The sequence below is a fragment of the Aeromonas sp. TECH754 genome (assembly GCF_056279295.1).
Genome location: NZ_JBWBRA010000001.1, coordinates 101,339 through 118,428 on the forward strand (window position 1 = coordinate 101,339; position 17,090 = coordinate 118,428).

Genomic DNA, 17,090 nt, shown 5'->3' on the forward strand with positions numbered 1-17,090 from the left:
TCACTTCGCTATGGATACAGGTTATGGACAACAAACCCCGCTCGGTGCATCCGCTCTATGAGGATGTGCTCGCCCTGCTGACCGCGGCAGGCTTCGTATCACTCGGTATCTTCCTGTTTCATCAGGTCGGGCTGCTCACCGGCGGCACCGCCGGGCTGGCGTTGCTGCTGCAGCAGATGACGGGGCTGAGCTTCGGCCTGCTGTTCTTCGGCATGAACCTGCCGTTCTATGCCCTGGCCTGGCTCAGGATGGGGCCGCGCTTCACCCTCAATACCTTTGCCTCGGTCGCGGTCGTCTCCTTCATGACGGACCACCTCAATGCCGTGCTGCAAATCGGCAAGATAGAGCCGGTGTACGCGGCCCTGATCGGCGGTACCCTGATCGGCATGGGGCTGCTCATCATGTTTCGCCACAAGTCGAGCCTGGGTGGCTTCAACATTCTGGCGCTCTTCATCCAGGACAAGTTCGGCATCCGGGCCGGGAAGCTGCAAATGGGGCTTGATTGCGTCATCGTCATCGCCTCCTTCTTCGTGGTGTCGCCCTGGCTGCTGGGGCTCTCCGTGGTGGCGGCCATCATCTGTAACCTGGTGTTGACACTCAATCACAAGCCGGGCCGCTATCAGATAGCCTGATGTGGCCCCGCCAGTCGAAACAAACAGAGCGCCCTCGGGCGCTCTGTTGTTATCTGCGTGTAGTTGACGAATTCGCTGTCACACCACCATGGGCAGGCCGGTGTCGGGATGGTGCAACACCTGGGCCGGGTAGTCATACAACCGTGCAATACGCTCGGGGGTCAACACCTCGGCCGGGGTGCCGTCCGCCATCAGCTTGCCCTGTTCCAGCATCACCAGCCGATCGGCGTAGCGGGCTGCCAGGTTCAGATCGTGCAGTACCACCAGCACGGCGGTGTTGCGGCCGGCGAGGGCGCGAGCCATGGTGAGCAACTGATGCTGATACTTGAGATCGAGCGCCGAGGTGGGTTCGTCGAGCAGCAGCAGGCGTGGCGCCTGTGGCTCCTCCGGTGCTTGCCAGATCTGGGCCAGCACCCGGGCAAATTGCACCCGCTGGCGCTCCCCGCCCGACAGACCGGGGTAGAGGCGTCCGGTCAGATGCTCGACCCCGGCATGGCTCATGGCGGCTTTGACTATCTCGTCACGGCGGCTGCCGGGTTCGGTGTGAGGCAGCCTCCCCATGGCCACCACCTCCTCGCACAGGAAGGGGAAATTGAGCGACGAGCTTTGGGGCAGCACGCCCACGCTATGGGCCAGCTCGTTGCCGGCCCAGCTCTGCCGCTCGCGACCAAACAACGCTATCTCGCCCTCATATTCCAGCTCGCCGGTCAGGCACTTGAGCAGCGAGCTCTTGCCCGCCCCGTTCGGGCCGAGCAGGGCGGTCAGGGTGCCTGAGTGCAGGGAGAGGTTGAGCCTGTCCAGGATGAGGCGATCGCCCCTCGTCAGGCTGACGTGCCGGCAGTCAAGCAGGGCGGGTGAAGATGATCCAGGCAAGAGCAACTCTCCTGTTAAAGCGTCCGGCGGCTCTTGACCAGCAACCAGATGAAGAAGGGAGCACCGAGCAGGGCGGTGATGATGCCGACCGGCAGTTCGGCCGGTGCCAGCAGGGTGCGGGCCAGCATGTCGGCGCCGAGCAGCAGGGCGGCGCCCAGCAGGGCGGAGAGTGGCAGCAACCTGACATGGTTGGGGCCAGCCAGCAGCCGCACCAGATGGGGCACCACCAGCCCGACGAAGCCGATCATGCCCGCCACCGCCACCGCGACGCCGACACCGGCGGCGGTGAGCAGGATCAGGCGGCGCTTGAGGGATTGCACGTTCACCCCCAGATGACGGGCTTCTCCCTCGCCCAGCAGCAGGGCATTGAGGGGATTGGCGTCGCGCATGAACAGCAGCAGCAGCGCGGCCAGGGTGGCCAGCGCCAGTGCCACGTCAGCCGGCTTGCCGGCGGCCAGGGATCCCATCTGCCACAGGCTCAGGTTGCGCAGCATCTGATCGTCGGCCAGATAGGTGAGCAGCCCGATCACCGCGCCGGAGAGGGCGGTGATGGCAACCCCGGCCAGCAGCATGACGGTGACCGAGGTGCCTCCCTCGCGGGTGCCCAGCAAATATACAAGCGTGGTGGTCAACGCCCCGCCGAGGAAGGCGAGCAGGGGCAGCAGGCCGATGCCGAGCAGGCTCTGCCACTGCTGACCCAGAGGGGCCAGCAGCACTATGGCGAGCGCCGCGCCAAGCGCCGCGCCGCCTGACACCCCTATGATGCCGGGATCGGCGAGGGGGTTGCGAAACAGACCCTGCATCACGGCGCCACAGAGGCCGAGTATCCCCCCCACGGCGATGCACAGCAGGGTGCGAGGCAGGCGGATTTCCTGCACGATCAGCAGTTTATGCGCTTCAATTCCGCTCTCCTTGCCGGCAAACAGCGCCTGCAGACTCTCGCCAAACGAGAGCGCCATGGGGCCGGTCGCCAGCGACCCGACCAGCAGCAGTGCCAGGCTGGTGCCGGTGAGCGCGAAAAGCCAGGGCAGCGGCAGACGCATCATGAACCCTGCTGGATCCACTGGGCGATCTGGCTAGCCTGTTGCAGCGATCTCAGGCTCAGCCCCCCTTGCAGGGCGTGACCGTCGATGGCGTGGATGGCCTTGTTCTTGCCTGCCGGGGTAGCGGCCAGGGCGGGGACCTGGGCCAGCACGCTGTCGATGTTCTGGAATTGCTGCCAGTCACGGCCGCTCACCAGCACCAGATCCGGCTGCAGCTCGATCAGGGATTCGGTGGAGACGGGCTTGTAGTCGTGCAACTGGGCCACCGGATTGATGCCGCCGGCCAGAGTTACCAGGGCGCTGGCGGTGGTGTTGCCACCGGCGATGCTGGTGGGCTGACCCTTGTGCAGCAGCAGGAAGGCGACCTTGAGCGGTTTGTTCTGACTGGCCTGTTTTGCCAGCTGCTCGCTCTGGCTGGCGATCTCCGCCTTCAGCTTGGTGCCTGCAGCCTCATCTCCCAGCAATGCAGCCAGGGTATCGATGCGCTCGTTGAGGTTCGCCAGGGTCGGCGCCGTGGCCAGCACGTCGACCTTGACGCCGGCCCGGCGCAGCTGTTCCAGCGTGGCGGGGGGACCCATCTCGTCGCTGCCGACCACCCGGGTCGGTGCCAGACTCAGGATCCCCTCGGCGGCCAGGGCGCGGTGATAGCCTACCTTGGGCAGCGCCTTGGGTTCGGGGCTGCTGACATCGGTGGCGACCAGGCTCGCCTCTCCACCGAGTGCCAGGATCAGCTCTGTGGTGGCAGGGCCGACGCTGACGATGCGCTCTTGCGCCGTGGCAGAGAGGGAAAGGGATACGCAGCCGAGCAGGCTGAGTACGAGGGCAAAACGACGGCCCATGCGAACCTCCGAAGGATGAATGAGAGTGGGATTGCCGCCGAGAATATCAAGCTCGTGAAAAAAATGCACTGATAATGAAAGCGATTATCAATTGCGTTAAGGCCGCCGCTTTATTACAGTATCCGCCGCGATACAGAGCACAATAGCCAGATTATCCCAAGGGAGAACCGATGAGCATTGCACAACGCATTCATGAGCTGCTGGAACAAGATCCCAGCGCCCATCCCTCCAGCCTCGCCAGCCAACTGGCGGTCAGCGAATGGGAGGTGGTACGCCACCTGCCCGCCGAGCTGGTGACCCTGGTGCCGGGCGAGCAGGCGGAAGCCTTGCTGGCCGATCTGGCCAGCTGGGGCCCGGTGACCACCATAGTCGAATCCGATGGCTCCATCTTCGAGGTGAAGGCTCCCTTCCCCAAGGGCAAGACCGCACGCGGTTACTACAACCTGATGGGCCGTGACGGCGAGATGCATGGTCACCTCAAACTCGACAACGTGGTCGGCATCGCCCTGGTCAGCAAGCTGTTCATGGGCAAGGAGGGGCACTCCTTCCAGTTCTTTGGCCACAGCGGTCGCTGCATTTTCAAGGTCTATCTGGGGCGTGACGAACAGCGTCAGCTGCTGCCGGACCAGGTGGAACGCTTCATGGCCCTGCGCCACCAGCACAATGAGGAAGTGAAAGCATGAGTGAACGTCAGGAACGTCTGCAGAACCGTCTGCAACCGGAGATCCGTGAGTTTCGTGACGGTTGCCGTACCCTGCAGCTTGCGACCGTGGATAGCGAAGGCAATCCCAATGCCAGCTATGCCCCCTTCGTGCTGCAGGAAGATGGCTACTATGTGCTGATCTCCGAGATAGCCCGCCATGCCCGCAACCTGCAACAGGTGCCCAAGGTCTCCCTGATGCTGATCGAAGACGAAACCGGTGCCCGCGAGCTGTTTGCCCGCAAGCGCCTGACCTTCGATGCGGTCGCCGAAGTGGTGGCTCGGGATGACGAGCGCTGGGGCAAGGCCATCGGGGCCCTGGAAGGGCGCTTTGGCGATATCGTCAAGGGGCTGTCCAACCTCAAGGACTTCGTGCTGTTCCGCCTCAAGCCCGAGCAGGGCCTGTTCGTCAAGGGCTTCGGCCAGGCGTTCCGTGTCTCCGGTGATGAGCTGGTGGACTTCGTTCATCTGGTGGAAGGCCACAAGCGCGTCGACAACGGCGCCGAGCTGACCAGCGAGATCGACGCACCGGTCTGATGGTGCACGCATGAGATAGCAAACGGGCAGCCTGAGCTGCCCGTTTTTTTATGGGATTTTCTTGCGGCTGTTCAGTCTTGCCAGGAGGCCAGGTTCGGGAAAGCGCTGCGATCGGCCTGGGTGGCGGTCTCGTTGCATTCTCCCCGGACCTTCCAGGAGGTCTGGCTGAGGACGATGTAACCCATGCGGCAATAGTCGCGGGTAGCGAGTGCCTGGGTCAGTTGTTCGTCCTGCAGGGCCTCGCGGCGCTCCAGCAGATCCTTGTTATTGCGGCTGTCATTCACGTCCTGCAACCGGCCAGGCAGCACCTCGAGCGGGGCGGCCTCGAAGGTGAAGCGCTTGCTCCCCTCTTCGTTGATGTGAGTCCTAAACAGGGGGGCCGGGCCATCCGGTGCCGATCCCGCCAGATTGGAGCAGGCGGTGAGCGGCGGTAACAACAGCATGCAGATGACGGCAGGCAATAGACGCACGAAAGACTCCAGATCAGGTCGACGGGGGCGGGCAGCTTAGCACGCCGGTACCGGTTGCGTGATGCCGAGCAGCTGATCGGTGGTGAGCAGGGTCACGCTTCTGCCTTTTGACAGGCTGAGGTGCTGCCACATCCAGTGATGATGCTCGATGATCTGCACCGCATTGAGGTGAGGGCGATCCGCCGTGGTATGGGCATCGGTCAGCACTGTCACCTCAAATCCTTTGCTGGCGGCACTGCGCAGGGTGGTATCGACGCAAAAATCGGTGGCGCAGCCACAGATCAGCAGTCTGTCCACCGCCTGCTCCGCCAGCAGGAAACCGAGCTCGGTGTCGAGGAAGCTGTCACAGGCGGTCTTGCGCACCCGGCTCTCCCCCGGCGCCGGCATCAGGTCGGCATGCAGTTGCCAGCCCGGGCTGTGGGGTTCCAGCTCCGAGCCCGGCTCGTCGTGCTGCACATAGATGACTCGCCCCTGGCTGGCGCGCACGCTCTCTGCCAGTCGATTGATATTGGCGATGACCTGCGCATCCTGATGGCGGGGTGACTCGAACAACCCCTGTTGCATGTCGATGACCAGTAACACATCCATATGAGATCCTCAGGCGATTGTCAGGGCTGCAACCACTGGTTGCAGTCACGGCTGCGGGATTGATGCAGCGCGCCCATATCTTGCTTCATTTCATCGGCATTTAGCCAGCGCTCCGGCAAGGGCGCGATCCGGACCCGTACCTCTGCCTCGCGATCGGTTGGCGTCTTGTCATTCGCCTGCGGGGTGATTTGCGACGCCTTCTCTGATGGGACATCGGGCACGATCAGCGCCACCTTGAGGGCCGGGTTGCGGCTGGCGATGCGACTCGCGATCCCAAGCCCTCCCTCCACGTGGAAGTTGCCGGCGATGTGCATGATGCGCTGGCCGGGGTGTTTGCTCAAGTAGTCGACCATGCTCTCGGCCATGGTGTCATCCCAGCTGGTCTGGGCGGCGAAGCGGCGGGCATTGCCGTCGGCATCGCCGTGATGCATGGAGGCCATGAACTTCTGGCGGTAGCCATCGTCACTCAGGGTGAGCGTCCGGGCGAGCTGGCTGCGGCGGTTGGCCGGCAGCTTGTCCAGCCACTGCGGCCCCTCCTGGCCGACACAGCTCACAAGCGGCTTGGGGGCGTTGGCGGCGATGACGGGCAGGTGCTGCGCCTTGGCAAACTCCACCAGCGGGCGATAGTCGCTCGGATAATTGGGCCAGGCGTTGCCGTCCCGAATGAGCGCCGCTTCGCCGATGCGGCCGGCGAGATAGGCGTCCAGGGTCGGCTGATCGACGCGGCTGAACTGTTCCATGGAGAGCACCTGGGCCCGGCTATCGGCCTGGGCACGCTCGGTCAGCCCCGCCAGCAGGCGAGCCTGCAGCAGGTGCACGGCCGGATGGGTGTGCAACTCGCCGACCAGTACGATGTCGGCGTCCACCACCTTGTCCAGCGCCTGCGCCAGGGTGAGCGGCTTATCGCCCTGACCTTCGCTGAGCTGGTAGTGATAGAGCGTCCGGGGCGCCTCGCTCTGCGGTGGAGCGGCACAGGCGGCCAACAGCAGGGGCAGGGCGAGCAGGGGCAGTCGTCGAGTCATGGTATCTCACTAGCAATGGCAGAGAATGGAAACGGAGTTGCGCCATACCATGGCAGCATGGCGAGCAGGAAAAAAGAGGGGCTAGTGTAAAACTGAATCACGACAAAAGAAAATGAGAATGATTCACTTTATTATTGATCTTTGTTGCGAGCTGGGTAATATGCCTTCCGCTTGATAATAATTCTCAATAAGGATTTTGCAGTGGCGCACAACAACACCCCTTCACTGATTGCCCTCGCCGTCGCGGCGGGCCTGGCTTCCCCTGTCTTCGCAGCAGACAAGAAAGTCGATGAAGTCATCGTCGTCAGCGGCTCCCGGATGGAGCAGAAACTGGAAGATGTCGCAGGCCCGATTTCCGTTATCACCTCCGAACAAATTGAAGAGCAGGTCGTCAGCAACGTCGCCGACCTGTTCCGCTACGAGCCGGGTGTCACCGTGCTGGGCGGGGCGGGCGATGCCCAGACCTTCGTCATTCGTGGCATGGGTGAGAACCGGGTCAAGATAGTGCAGGACGGGGTGCGCCAGAACGACGCCTACAAGAACGGCGGGGTCGGCCAGACCTATTTCGATACCGACATGATCAAGCAGGTTGAGGTGGCCAAGGGGCCGGCGTCTGCCGCTTACGGCTCCGATGCCCTGGGTGGCGTCATCGCCATCACTACCAAGGATGCCAGCGATTTCCTCAAGGGCCGTGACAGCTATCTGGACGCGACCACCGGTTATGCCTCCAGCAGCCACCAGAACATGGCCGGTTTCACCGGTGCCCTGCGTAGCGGGGATGTGGAGAGTCTGCTGCGCTACACCTGGCGCGATGGTGGTGTGACCCAGAACTACGACGGTGACAAGAACGAGTTCGATATCGTCAGCCAGGCCGTGCTGCTCAAGAGCCAATGGAATGTCAGCGACGACCAGTTCCTGAAATTGACCGTCGACTACTTCACCGAGGGCCAGGATCCGGACGCCGTCGACCTGACCAAGGCTGGTTCCGTCTTCAAGCAACCGATCACCGACAAAGACACCGACAACCTCTCCCTGATGCTGGATCACGGCCTCGCCTTGAATACCGTCTGGGCCGACCGCGTCGACAGCAAGATTTATTACGCTCGTACCAAGCAGACCCTGGATCAGTACGCCTCTTCCAAGTACCCGGTCAGCCCGAGCAACCCCTATGTGACCAAAAACTCCCTGGACAGCAACGGCTTCGATCAGGAGAGCCTGGGGGCCCAGGTAAAATTCAGCAAGGCCCTCGCCAGCCAGCGTCTGGCCTGGGGTGTCGAGTATGAGCACACCGACAACGAGCGGACCCGTTTCAAGGCACCCACCAAGCCCGGTGACTTCGTTGGCTACAACGAGCTGAGCTTCCCGTCCACCACCAGCGAGCGTGCCGCACTCTGGGCCTTCGACGAGATCAAGTTTGGCGAGCGCTGGGTGCTGACCCCGGGGGCCCGTTACGAATACTACAAGATGACCCCGGACGAAGATCCGGCCTACACCGGCGAGAACCTCAAGAAGTTCTCCGAAGGGGAGTTCTCACCCAAGCTGGGTCTGGTGTTCAAGGCGCACGAGGCGGCCAATCTGTTCGCCCAATACAGCCACGGTTACAAGGCGCCCATGTATGACAACGCCTTCTCGACCCTGAATCATCAGGCTTACGGCTATCGCATCGAGCCGAACCCGAACCTGAAACCCGAGAGCAGTGACGGCATCGATCTGGGTATCCGTGGCAACAGCAACGGCTTTGGCTACGAAATTGCCACCTTCTACAACAAGTTCGACGACTTCATCGAACTGGCCCAGGTGGGCAGTGAAGGTCGCACCGCCATCTATCAGTACCAGAACCTGGACAAGGCGACCACCAAGGGCGTCGAGGCCAAGGCCGATTACTGGTTGAACGATCTGGTCAACATCTGGGGTAACCTGGCCTACATCGAAGGCAAGGATGGCGATGGCAACTACATCAACAGCCTGAGCCCGCTCAACGGCAGCCTGGGTGTGCGTCTGGAACAGCCGAACTGGAACATCAACACCGCCCTGCGCTTCGCCGATGACATGGACAAGGTGGGCAAGGACTCCAGAGGCAACGACAACATCAAGAGCGCCGGCTGGGGTGTGGTGGACATCTACGCCCAGTTCAAGCCGATGCAGGATCTGCAGCTCAACGTCGGTGTCTTCAACCTGTTTGACAAGGAATACGTCAACTACGAAAGCATCACCGGCCTGAGTGCTACCACCGATACCAGCAACCAGACCGAACCGGGCCGCAACCTGAGCGCCCGCGTCAAGTACGTGTTCTGATGCTCGACATGACTGTGATGATGAAGGGGCCCTTGGGCCCCTTTCTTGTTTGGTCGCGCTCGCACTGCCCCAAAGAGAAACCCGTACCGGACGCAAGGAAGGATGACTGCCGCCAGCGCAGGCGTACCCCCAGACAGGGGGGCGGAGCAAAGGTTTAACGCTGTTGATATGTATGGCATTTATTCTCGCGCGCGCGAGGGGATCGGCGCGTCAAAATCGGTTATCATTTGTCCCCCTTGCGCCGTCGCCGAGTCCCTATGCCCGCCTTCTCCTGGTTAGCCCTGTTCTTTGGTGCCTTCTACTTCGTCTATGGTGCCTACCTGCCGTTCTGGTCGCTCTGGCTGGAGGGGATAGGCGTGAGCGCCGAGCAGATAGGCCTGCTGCTCGGGGCTGGGATGGCGATCCGCTTCGCCGGCAACCTGGTGGTGATGGGACAGCTCAAGGGGGCGGGGCAGCTGCTGCCCGTCACCCGGCTGCTCTGCGGGCTGAGCCTGCTGGCCTTCCTCGGCTTCTATGTCAGCCACAGCCTCTGGTGGCTGGTGGTACTGACCCTGGTGGCGAACTTCATCTACCCGACCCTGATGCCCATGGGGGAGGCGCTGGCCACCCGCATGGTGGTGCAGGCCCACCTCGACTACGGCAAGGTGCGGTTGTGCGGCTCCTTCGCCTTTATCGTCGCCTCCACCCTGGTTGGCGCCCTGGTGGGCAACTTCGGCAGCGAATGGGTGCTGCACACCATGGTCATCGGGCTGCTGCTGATGCTGATGCTGAGCGCCCTGCCGCTGCGACCCGCGCCGCAGGAGTTGCAGGGGGAGCGGGCCAAGGCCTCGCTGAAGGAGACGCTTAAATCCGCCCCGGTGCGGCGGTTCCTGCTGATCACCGCCCTGTTGCAAGGCAGTCATGCTGCCTACTACGGCTTCAGCGCCATCTACTGGAAGGCTGAAGGCTACAGCGGCACCATCATCGGCTACTTGTGGGCGCTGGGGGTGGTGGCGGAGATCTGCATGTTTGCCGCCGACAAGCGCTTCCTCCAGCGTTTCGGGGCCCAGACCCTGTTCCTGGTCGGCGCCATCGGCTGCGTGGTGCGCTGGAGCCTGCTCGGCGCCTCCAGCGAGCTGCTGGTGCTGGTGCTTGGCCAGCTGCTGCACGCGGTCACCTTCTGCGTCAGCCATCTGGGGGCGATCCGCTTCATGACCCGGCAGTTGCCTCCCGAGCAGCTCATCCCCACCCAGGCACTCTATGCCGCCCTCGGTCTCGGCATGACGGTGGCGGCATTGATGACGATCTGTGGCGCGCTGTTCGAGCCCCTCGGCGGCGGTATCTTCTTCATCATGGTGCTGGTGGTGGTACCGGTCTTCTTCCTGCGCCTGCGCCCGGTGCCGGAAGGCAGCCAGTCCTGAGCGAGCCCCGTGACATGGCCGCACCGGGGCTCTAGACTGGCGCGGCACTCAACACATCTGGACAAGGAAAGAATGTAGATGCACCAAGGATGGCTGCTGATCGGGTTGTCACTCGCCTATCTGGGCTTGCTGTTCCTCATCGCCTTCGTGGCGGACAAGAACAAGCGCCGTCGGCCCAAGGGTCAACCCCTGCTCTACAGCCTGTCGCTGGCGGTCTACTGCACCTCCTGGACCTTCTTCGGCACCGTCGGTCAGGCCAGCGAATCCCCCTGGTCACCCGTGCCCATTTACCTCGGCCCCATGCTGGTGTTCCTGTTCGGCTGGCGGCTGCTGGCCCGGCTCATTCTGGTGGCCAAGCGCGAGCACATCACCTCCATCGCCGACTTCATCGCCGCTCGTTATGGCAAGTCCCAGCGCCTCGCCATGGTGATCAGCCTGATCGCCATCATGGGAATACTTCCCTATCTGGTGTTGCAGCTCAAGGCGATCGTGACCGGGCTGGATCTGCTGATGGCCAACTCGGTACCCATCGGTAGCATAGGCACGACAGCGGGCAACAGCGCCGGGCTGGCCCTCGGCGTCGCCCTGCTGCTGGCGCTGTTCAGCATCTTGTTTGGTACCCGTAACCTGGACGCCACCGAGCATCATCGTGGCATGGTGGTCGCCATCGCCTTCGAATCTGTGGTCAAGCTGCTCGCCTTCATGGCGGTGGGGGGCTTCGCGCTCTGGCTCATCATCGCCAAGCCGAGCGAGGCCCGCTCTCTCGTCGCCAGCGACTTCTTCGATGCCGTGGTGGCGGTCAGCCCGGGCAGTCTGCTGGAGCTCGCCATCTATACCCTAGTCGCCATGTGTGCCGTCATCTGCCTGCCGCGCCAGTTTCACGTGACTGTGGTGGAGAACAACCAGGGCCAGGATCTGCACTGGGCACGCTGGTTGTTCCCGCTCTATCTGTTCCTGATGGGGCTCTTCATCTGGCCGCTGGCGCTGGCGGGGAAGCAGTGGGTCGGGGCCGGCATGGGCTCGGATACCTATGTGATCAGCCTGCCCATGTCGCTCGGCTACGACGGCATGGCGATGCTGGCGTTCCTCGGCGGCACCTCGGCGGCCACCGGCATGGTGATCGTCTGCACCATCGCCCTGGCCATCATGGTCAGCAACGATCTGGTGCTGCCGGTATTGCTGCGCCGCTTCTGGCAACAGGGGCGGGACGAGCGGCTGATGCGGCTGCTGCTGCAGGTGCGCCGTGGCGCCATCCTGCTGATCCTGCTGGCGGCCTGGACGCTCTACCTCTGGCTCGGGGATCTCACCAGCCTGTCGCGCATCGGCTACCTGTCGTTTGGGGCCGTGGCCCAGTTCGCCCCAGCGTTGCTGCTCGGCCTCTACTGGCGACACGGCAACCGTAAGGGGGTTTATCTGGGCCTCGCGCTCGGGGTCAGCCTCTGGTTCCTCACCCTGCTGGCGGAGAGCGGCCTGCTGGCCGGCTCACCGCTGGAGGCGCTGCTGGCGCCGCCGGACTGGCTCGCGTTCCGCGATCTGAGCCTGGGTGCCTGGTGCATCTTCCTGAGCCTGTTGCTGAACCTGATGGGCTATGTGGCTGGCTCGCTTTTGTCGCAGGCGGCGGTGAGCGAGCGGTTGCAGGCGGCGAACTTCGTCGGCAAGCCGAGCCGGGATCTGGCGGCGCTCTATCAGGCGCGAGTCTCGGTCAAGGAGCTGGAGATGCTGGCGGCCCGCTTCGTCGGCTCGAGCCGGGTCAAGCGCGCCTTCGGCCGTTTCGCCGGTGAGCGCGGTGGCACCCTGGCGCCCCAGATGCAGGCATCGGCCGAGCTGATTGCCCACACCGAACGGCTGCTGGCCGGGGTGTTCGGCGCCTCGTCCGCCCGGTTGGTGCTGGCCTCTGCCCTGCAGGGACGCAACATGCAGCTCGAGGAGATCGCCACCATAGTGGACGAGGCCTCGGACGTGTTCCGCTTCAACCGGGGGCTGCTGCAGGGAGCCATCGAACACATGGGGCAGGGGATCTCGGTGGTGGACAGGGAGCTCAAGCTGGTGGCCTGGAACCGGCGCTACATCGAACTGTTCCACTATCCGCCCGGCCTCATCCAGGTGGGGCGCTCCATCGAGGAGATCATCCGCTACAACGCCGAGCAGGGGCTGTGTGGTCCGGGCGAGCTGGAGGCGCATGTGGCCCGGCGGGTCGCCTTCATGCAGCGCGGCAGCCCCCACGTCTCGGCGCGGGAGCGGCCGGATGGCCGGGTGATCGAGATGCAGGGCAATCCCATGCCGGCGGGGGGCTTCGTGATGACCTTCACCGACATCACCCCGTTCAGGGCGGCGGAGCGGGTGCTGCGGGAGGCCAACGAACACCTGGAGGCGCGGGTGGCCGAGCGCACCCACGAGCTGTCCGAGCTCAACCGCCAGCTGTTGCTGGTGAACCAGCAGGTGGAGCGTGCCAATCACTCCAAGAGCCGTTTCCTGGCGGCGGTGAGTCACGATCTGACCCAGCCCTTGAATGCAGCCAAGCTGTTCACCTCCTCCCTGCTGGAGATGCTGCCCCAGAGCGGGGAAGAGGCGGCGGAGCAAATCCGTATCGCCCGCCACATCGACGACGCCCTGGGGGCGACCGAGGATCTCATCACCGACTTGCTCGACATCTCGCGGCTCGAGGCGGGCAAGTTCAAGGCCAGGAAACTCGATTTCGCCCTGCGGGACGTGCTGAGCAACCTCAAGGCGGAGTTCGGGGTGCTGGCCCAGGCGGGGGAGATCCAGTTTTCGGTGGTGGATAGCCGGCTCGCGGTTTACAGCGATGTGCGCCTGCTTAGGCGGGTGCTGCAGAACTTCCTCACCAATGCGTTTCGCTACAACCCGGGGGGCCGGGTGCTGCTCGGTTGCCGCCGGCTGGGGGACAAGGTGCGCATTGAGGTGTGGGACAACGGCCCCGGCATCCCCCTCGACAAGCAGGAGACCATCTTCGACGAGTTCTCCCGCCTCGATCACTCCCGCACCGCCAGGGAGCAGGGGCTGGGGCTCGGGCTCGCCATCGCTCGCGGCATCTCCCAAGTGCTGGGTCACCCGCTATCCCTGCGCAGTTGGCCGGATGCGGGCTCGGTGTTTTCCATCACCCTCAACCTCGCAACCCGGCCCGTGATGCTGAGCCAGATGGCGGCCCCCATGGTGCGGGACAGCCAGCTGGAGGGGGTCAGGATCCTCTGCATCGACAACGAGGAGGACATTCTCACCGCCATGCACTCCCTGTTGGGGCGCTGGGGCTGCGAGGTGAAGTGCGCCCAGAGCCTGGCGCAGGCGCAGGCGCTCATCGGTGACGGCTTCCAGCCCCGGCTGGTACTGTCGGATTATCACCTTGACGACGGCAAGACCGGGCTGCAGGCGCTGCACATGATCCGGCTGGCCCACGGCAATGGCATCGGCGGCATCATCATCAGTGCGGATCGCAAGAGCGATCTGCAGGCGCAGATCCGCGAGCACGGCTTCGGTTACGTCAGCAAGCCGGTCAAGCCGCTCAAGCTGCGGGCGCTGATGAACAGCTTGTTGCTGCCAATACAGTGATATGCATCACAGAATTAATCTTTGACCGATGATTTCAGCCAGGGTCCAGAAGCTGGAGTAAGTCGACCCACCCCTGAGATTGGCGACAACATATGTGCATGTTCGCTGAAAATCAGGAAAAGCGAGTCCCATTCACTGTCATTTTTACTAGGTAGCGCCTCTTCCGACTCCTCCTCTATAGTCGTCCGGCGATTATTTTTGTCGCAAATCAAGTTGTGAAAAAGGCAAACCGGATGAAAGTCCGGGACGCAAAGCCTCCGGTCTAAGGGTCAGCAGTACCTAAGATAGCGGGGTCGCCACGGGTTGTATCGTCCATGGGCCAAGCCATGGTTGCGATGTTGTCTGCGTCACCTGTCGGGTTGCGTTGCCTTTTTCGTTGTTCATTCCAATAACGAAATAAGGAAATTCAATAATGTTAAGTCCAAGACTGTCCCTGTTGGCACTGTTGGTCGGGGGGCTTTGTACTACCTCCGCCTTTGCGGCTGCCCCCGGCAAACCCGTCATTGCTTCGGGTCCCACCAAGTTCGCCATCGTCGAAGTCAATCAGTCTGCCACAGCCTACAACCAGCTGGTGACCGTTCATGCAGACGGTGCCTCGGTCAGCGTGAGCTGGAACCTCTGGTCCGGTGATGCCGGGCAGACCGCCAAGGTGCTGCTCGATGGCAAGGAGGTCTGGTCAGGTCCCGCCTCTGCCGCAGGTACCGCGACCTTCAAGGTGACCAAGGGGGGTCGCTACCAGATGCAGGTGGCCCTGTGCAACGCCGATGGTTGTACTCTCTCCGATGCAAAAGAGATCATGGTGGCCGACACAGACGGCAGCCACCTGGAGCCGCTCAAGGCGCCGTTGCAGGAGAACAACAAGCCCTACATCAACAAGTCGGGCAAGGTGGTTGGCACCTACTACGTGGAGTGGGGCGTCTATGGTCGCAAGTTCACCGTGGACAAGATCCCGGCCCAGAACCTGACCCACATCCTCTACGGTTTTACCCCCATCTGTGGGGGGGATGGCATCAACGACAGCCTCAAGGAGATTGCGGGCAGCTTCGAGGCATTGCAGCGCTCCTGCGCCGGCCGGGAGGATTTCAAGGTCTCCATCCACGATCCCTGGGCGGCGATCCAGATGCCACAGGGCAACCTCAGCGCCTGGGATGAGCCCTACAAGGGCAACTTCGGCAACCTTATGGCGCTCAAGCAGGCGAATCCGGATCTGAAGATCCTGCCCTCCGTGGGCGGTTGGACGCTCTCCGACCCCTTCTATTTCCTCGGAGACAAGGGCAAACGTGACACCTTTGTCGCCTCGGTGAAGGAGTTCCTGCAAACCTGGAAATTCTTCGATGGCGTGGACATCGACTGGGAGTTCCCGGGAGGCCAGGGTGCCAACCCCGGCCTCGGCCATCCCTCCGATGGGGCCACCTATGTGACGCTGATGAAAGAGCTGCGTGCCATGCTCGACGAGCTGGAGGCCGAGACCGGTCGCCAGTATGAGCTGACCTCCGCCATCGGTGCGGGTGATGACAAGATCGAGGATGTGGATTACCAGGCTGCCCAGCAGTACATGGACAACATCTTCATCATGACTTACGACTTCAACGGCGCCTGGACCAACACCGAACTGGGGCATCAGACCAACCTGTTCGAGGCGAGCTGGGATCCCAATACCCGCTACACCACCGACAAGGCCGTCAAGGCAATGCTGGCCCAGGGAGTTGAACCCGGCAAGCTGGTGGTTGGCACGGCCATGTATGGCCGTGGCTGGACCGGCGTTAGCAACTATCAGGGCAACAACCCCTTCACCGGTACCGCTACTGGCCCCATCAAGGGCACCTGGGAAAATGGCGTGGTGGATTACCGCGACATCGTCAACAACCGCATGGGCAGCGACTGGGCCAAGGGCTATGACGAGGTGGCCGAGGCTCCCTACCTGTTCAAGGCCGCGACCGGTGATCTCATCACTTATGACAACGATCGTTCGGTCAAGGCCAAGGGCCAGTATGTGCTGGCAAACCAGCTCGGCGGCCTGTTCTCCTGGGAGATCGATGCCGATAACGGCGACATCCTCAATGCCATGCACGAGGGTCTGGGCCACGGGGAGGGCACCACGCCACCAACCAACAAGCCGCCGGTGGCCAATGCCGGCAGCGATCTGAATGTCACTGGCCCGGCCGAGGTGGTCCTCAACGGTGCCGCCTCCCACGATCCGGAAAGTGGCGTGCTGAGCTACAGCTGGAAGCAGGTCTCGGGTCCTCAGGTCAGCCTGGTCGATGCCACTCAGGCCAAGGCTCGGGTGGTACTCGATGCCGTCAGTACCGACATCAACCTGGTGTTCGAGCTGACCGTCACCGATGACCACAACCTCTCGGCCAAGGATCAGGTGGTGGTGACCAACAAGGCACCGCAGCCAAACCTGCCCCCCGTAGTGACAGTGCCGGCCACCGCCAGTGTCGAGTCGGGCAAGCAGGTAACCATCAAGGCCACGGCGTCCGATCCGAACGGTGATGCCCTGACCTACCAGTGGAGCCTGCCTGCGGGTCTCGTTGCGACCGGCCAGAACAGTGCGACCCTGGTGGTCACAGGCCCAAGTGTGACCAGCGACACCCTCTATGATCTGACGCTGACCGTGACCGACGGGGCGCTGGACGCCAGTGCGGCTACTCGTCTGACCGTCAAGCCAGCCAGCACGGGTGGCGGCTGTGAGGCAACCGATCCGGATGCGGCCAACTATCCGGCCTGGAACGCCAGCACCGTCTACAACTCGCCTAACAAGGTGAGCCACAGCCAGCTGGTGTGGCAGGCCAAGTACTGGACCCAGGGCAACGAGCCGAGCCAGACCGCGGATCAGTGGGCTCTGGTGAGCGATGTCGAATTTGGCTGGAGTGCCGAGGTCGCCTACAACGGCAACGATGAAACCAACCATAACGATCGCCGCTGGAAGGCCCAGTACTGGACTCAGGGCGATGAGCCCGGCAAGAGCAATGTCTGGGTCGATATAGGGGCAGCCAGCTGCAACTGATTGCCATCACAGGTGAAATGGGGCCGAGGTGCCCCATTTTTTTGGATGATGTCTCTTCACGGCTGCGCCATATCGCCATGCATGGCGCAGCCCTGAGGCTAGATAACAAGGATGATA

At 62.8% G+C, this 17,090-nt stretch carries 13 protein-coding genes and 1 riboswitch; of the genes, 7 read left to right on the forward strand and 6 right to left on the reverse strand.

Features of this window, described 5'->3' with window-relative positions; genetic code table 11:
- Positions 1-23: 23 nt before the first annotated feature.
- On the forward strand, positions 24-632 hold the full coding sequence (locus ACZ9IL_RS00435) for a YitT family protein (RefSeq protein WP_476001715.1): 609 nt from the start codon (positions 24-26) through the stop codon (positions 630-632).
- Between the two features lie 78 nt (positions 633-710).
- On the opposite strand, the gene ACZ9IL_RS00440 is transcribed toward ACZ9IL_RS00435, so the two are convergent.
- The 3 genes from ACZ9IL_RS00440 to ACZ9IL_RS00450 are packed head-to-tail and all read right to left on the reverse strand — an operon-like array spanning position 711 to position 3,387.
- The gene (locus ACZ9IL_RS00440) at positions 711-1,505 is read right to left on the reverse strand and encodes a heme ABC transporter ATP-binding protein (protein WP_476001716.1); all 795 of its coding nucleotides are present in this window, start codon (positions 1,503-1,505) and stop codon (positions 711-713) included.
- Positions 1,506-1,519: 14 nt separating this feature from the next.
- The gene (locus tag ACZ9IL_RS00445; protein WP_476001717.1) at positions 1,520-2,551 is read right to left on the reverse strand and encodes a FecCD family ABC transporter permease; all 1,032 of its coding nucleotides are present in this window, start codon (positions 2,549-2,551) and stop codon (positions 1,520-1,522) included.
- Positions 2,548-3,387 carry a heme/hemin ABC transporter substrate-binding protein gene (locus ACZ9IL_RS00450; RefSeq protein WP_476001718.1) on the reverse strand — a complete coding sequence of 280 codons (840 nt, stop codon included), beginning with the start codon at positions 3,385-3,387 and terminating at the stop codon, positions 2,548-2,550. The genes ACZ9IL_RS00445 and ACZ9IL_RS00450 overlap by 4 nt, the downstream gene beginning before the upstream one ends.
- 170 nt (positions 3,388-3,557) lie before the next feature.
- On the opposite strand from ACZ9IL_RS00450, the gene hutX reads away from it, so the two are divergent.
- Complete coding sequence (hutX, locus tag ACZ9IL_RS00455; protein ID WP_476001719.1) at positions 3,558-4,070, forward strand: heme utilization cystosolic carrier protein HutX; 513 nt, start codon at positions 3,558-3,560, stop codon at positions 4,068-4,070.
- Positions 4,067-4,624 (forward strand): heme utilization protein HutZ, encoded by a 558-nt coding sequence (gene hutZ / locus ACZ9IL_RS00460; RefSeq protein WP_476001720.1) that lies wholly within the window; start codon positions 4,067-4,069, stop codon positions 4,622-4,624. The genes hutX and hutZ overlap by 4 nt, the downstream gene beginning before the upstream one ends.
- Positions 4,625-4,695: 71 nt before the next feature.
- On the opposite strand, the gene ACZ9IL_RS00465 is transcribed toward hutZ, so the two are convergent.
- From ACZ9IL_RS00465 to ACZ9IL_RS00475, 3 genes are read right to left on the reverse strand one after another with little or no spacing between them, the layout of a single operon-like run.
- Positions 4,696-5,094, reverse strand: a complete 399-nt coding sequence (locus ACZ9IL_RS00465; protein WP_476001721.1) for a hypothetical protein — start codon at positions 5,092-5,094, stop codon at positions 4,696-4,698.
- Between the two features lie 36 nt (positions 5,095-5,130).
- Positions 5,131-5,682 (reverse strand): cysteine hydrolase family protein, encoded by a 552-nt coding sequence (locus tag ACZ9IL_RS00470; protein ID WP_476001722.1) that lies wholly within the window; start codon positions 5,680-5,682, stop codon positions 5,131-5,133.
- A gap of 20 nt (positions 5,683-5,702) precedes the next feature.
- Positions 5,703-6,704, reverse strand: coding sequence for a ChaN family lipoprotein (locus ACZ9IL_RS00475; protein WP_476001723.1), 1,002 nt, complete (start codon positions 6,702-6,704; stop codon positions 5,703-5,705).
- A 201-nt stretch (positions 6,705-6,905) separates the two neighbouring features.
- Between ACZ9IL_RS00475 and ACZ9IL_RS00480 the strand changes: the two genes are divergently transcribed.
- The 4 genes from ACZ9IL_RS00480 (at position 6,906) to ACZ9IL_RS00495 (ending at position 16,973) form a co-directional block, all read left to right on the forward strand.
- Complete coding sequence (locus ACZ9IL_RS00480) at positions 6,906-8,999, forward strand: TonB-dependent hemoglobin/transferrin/lactoferrin family receptor (protein ID WP_476001724.1); 2,094 nt, start codon at positions 6,906-6,908, stop codon at positions 8,997-8,999.
- A 257-nt stretch (positions 9,000-9,256) separates the two neighbouring features.
- On the forward strand, positions 9,257-10,399 hold the full coding sequence (locus ACZ9IL_RS00485) for a 3-phenylpropionate MFS transporter (RefSeq protein WP_476001725.1): 1,143 nt from the start codon (positions 9,257-9,259) through the stop codon (positions 10,397-10,399).
- Between the two features lie 78 nt (positions 10,400-10,477).
- The gene (locus tag ACZ9IL_RS00490) at positions 10,478-13,963 is read left to right on the forward strand and encodes a hybrid sensor histidine kinase/response regulator (RefSeq protein WP_476001726.1); all 3,486 of its coding nucleotides are present in this window, start codon (positions 10,478-10,480) and stop codon (positions 13,961-13,963) included.
- 213 nt (positions 13,964-14,176) lie between these two features.
- Positions 14,177-14,264, forward strand: a riboswitch (cyclic di-GMP riboswitch).
- Positions 14,265-14,375: 111 nt separating this feature from the next.
- Entirely contained in the window at positions 14,376-16,973 is a 2,598-nt protein-coding gene (locus ACZ9IL_RS00495; RefSeq protein ID WP_476001727.1) for a glycosyl hydrolase family 18 protein, read from the forward strand.
- Positions 16,974-17,090 lie beyond the last annotated feature (117 nt).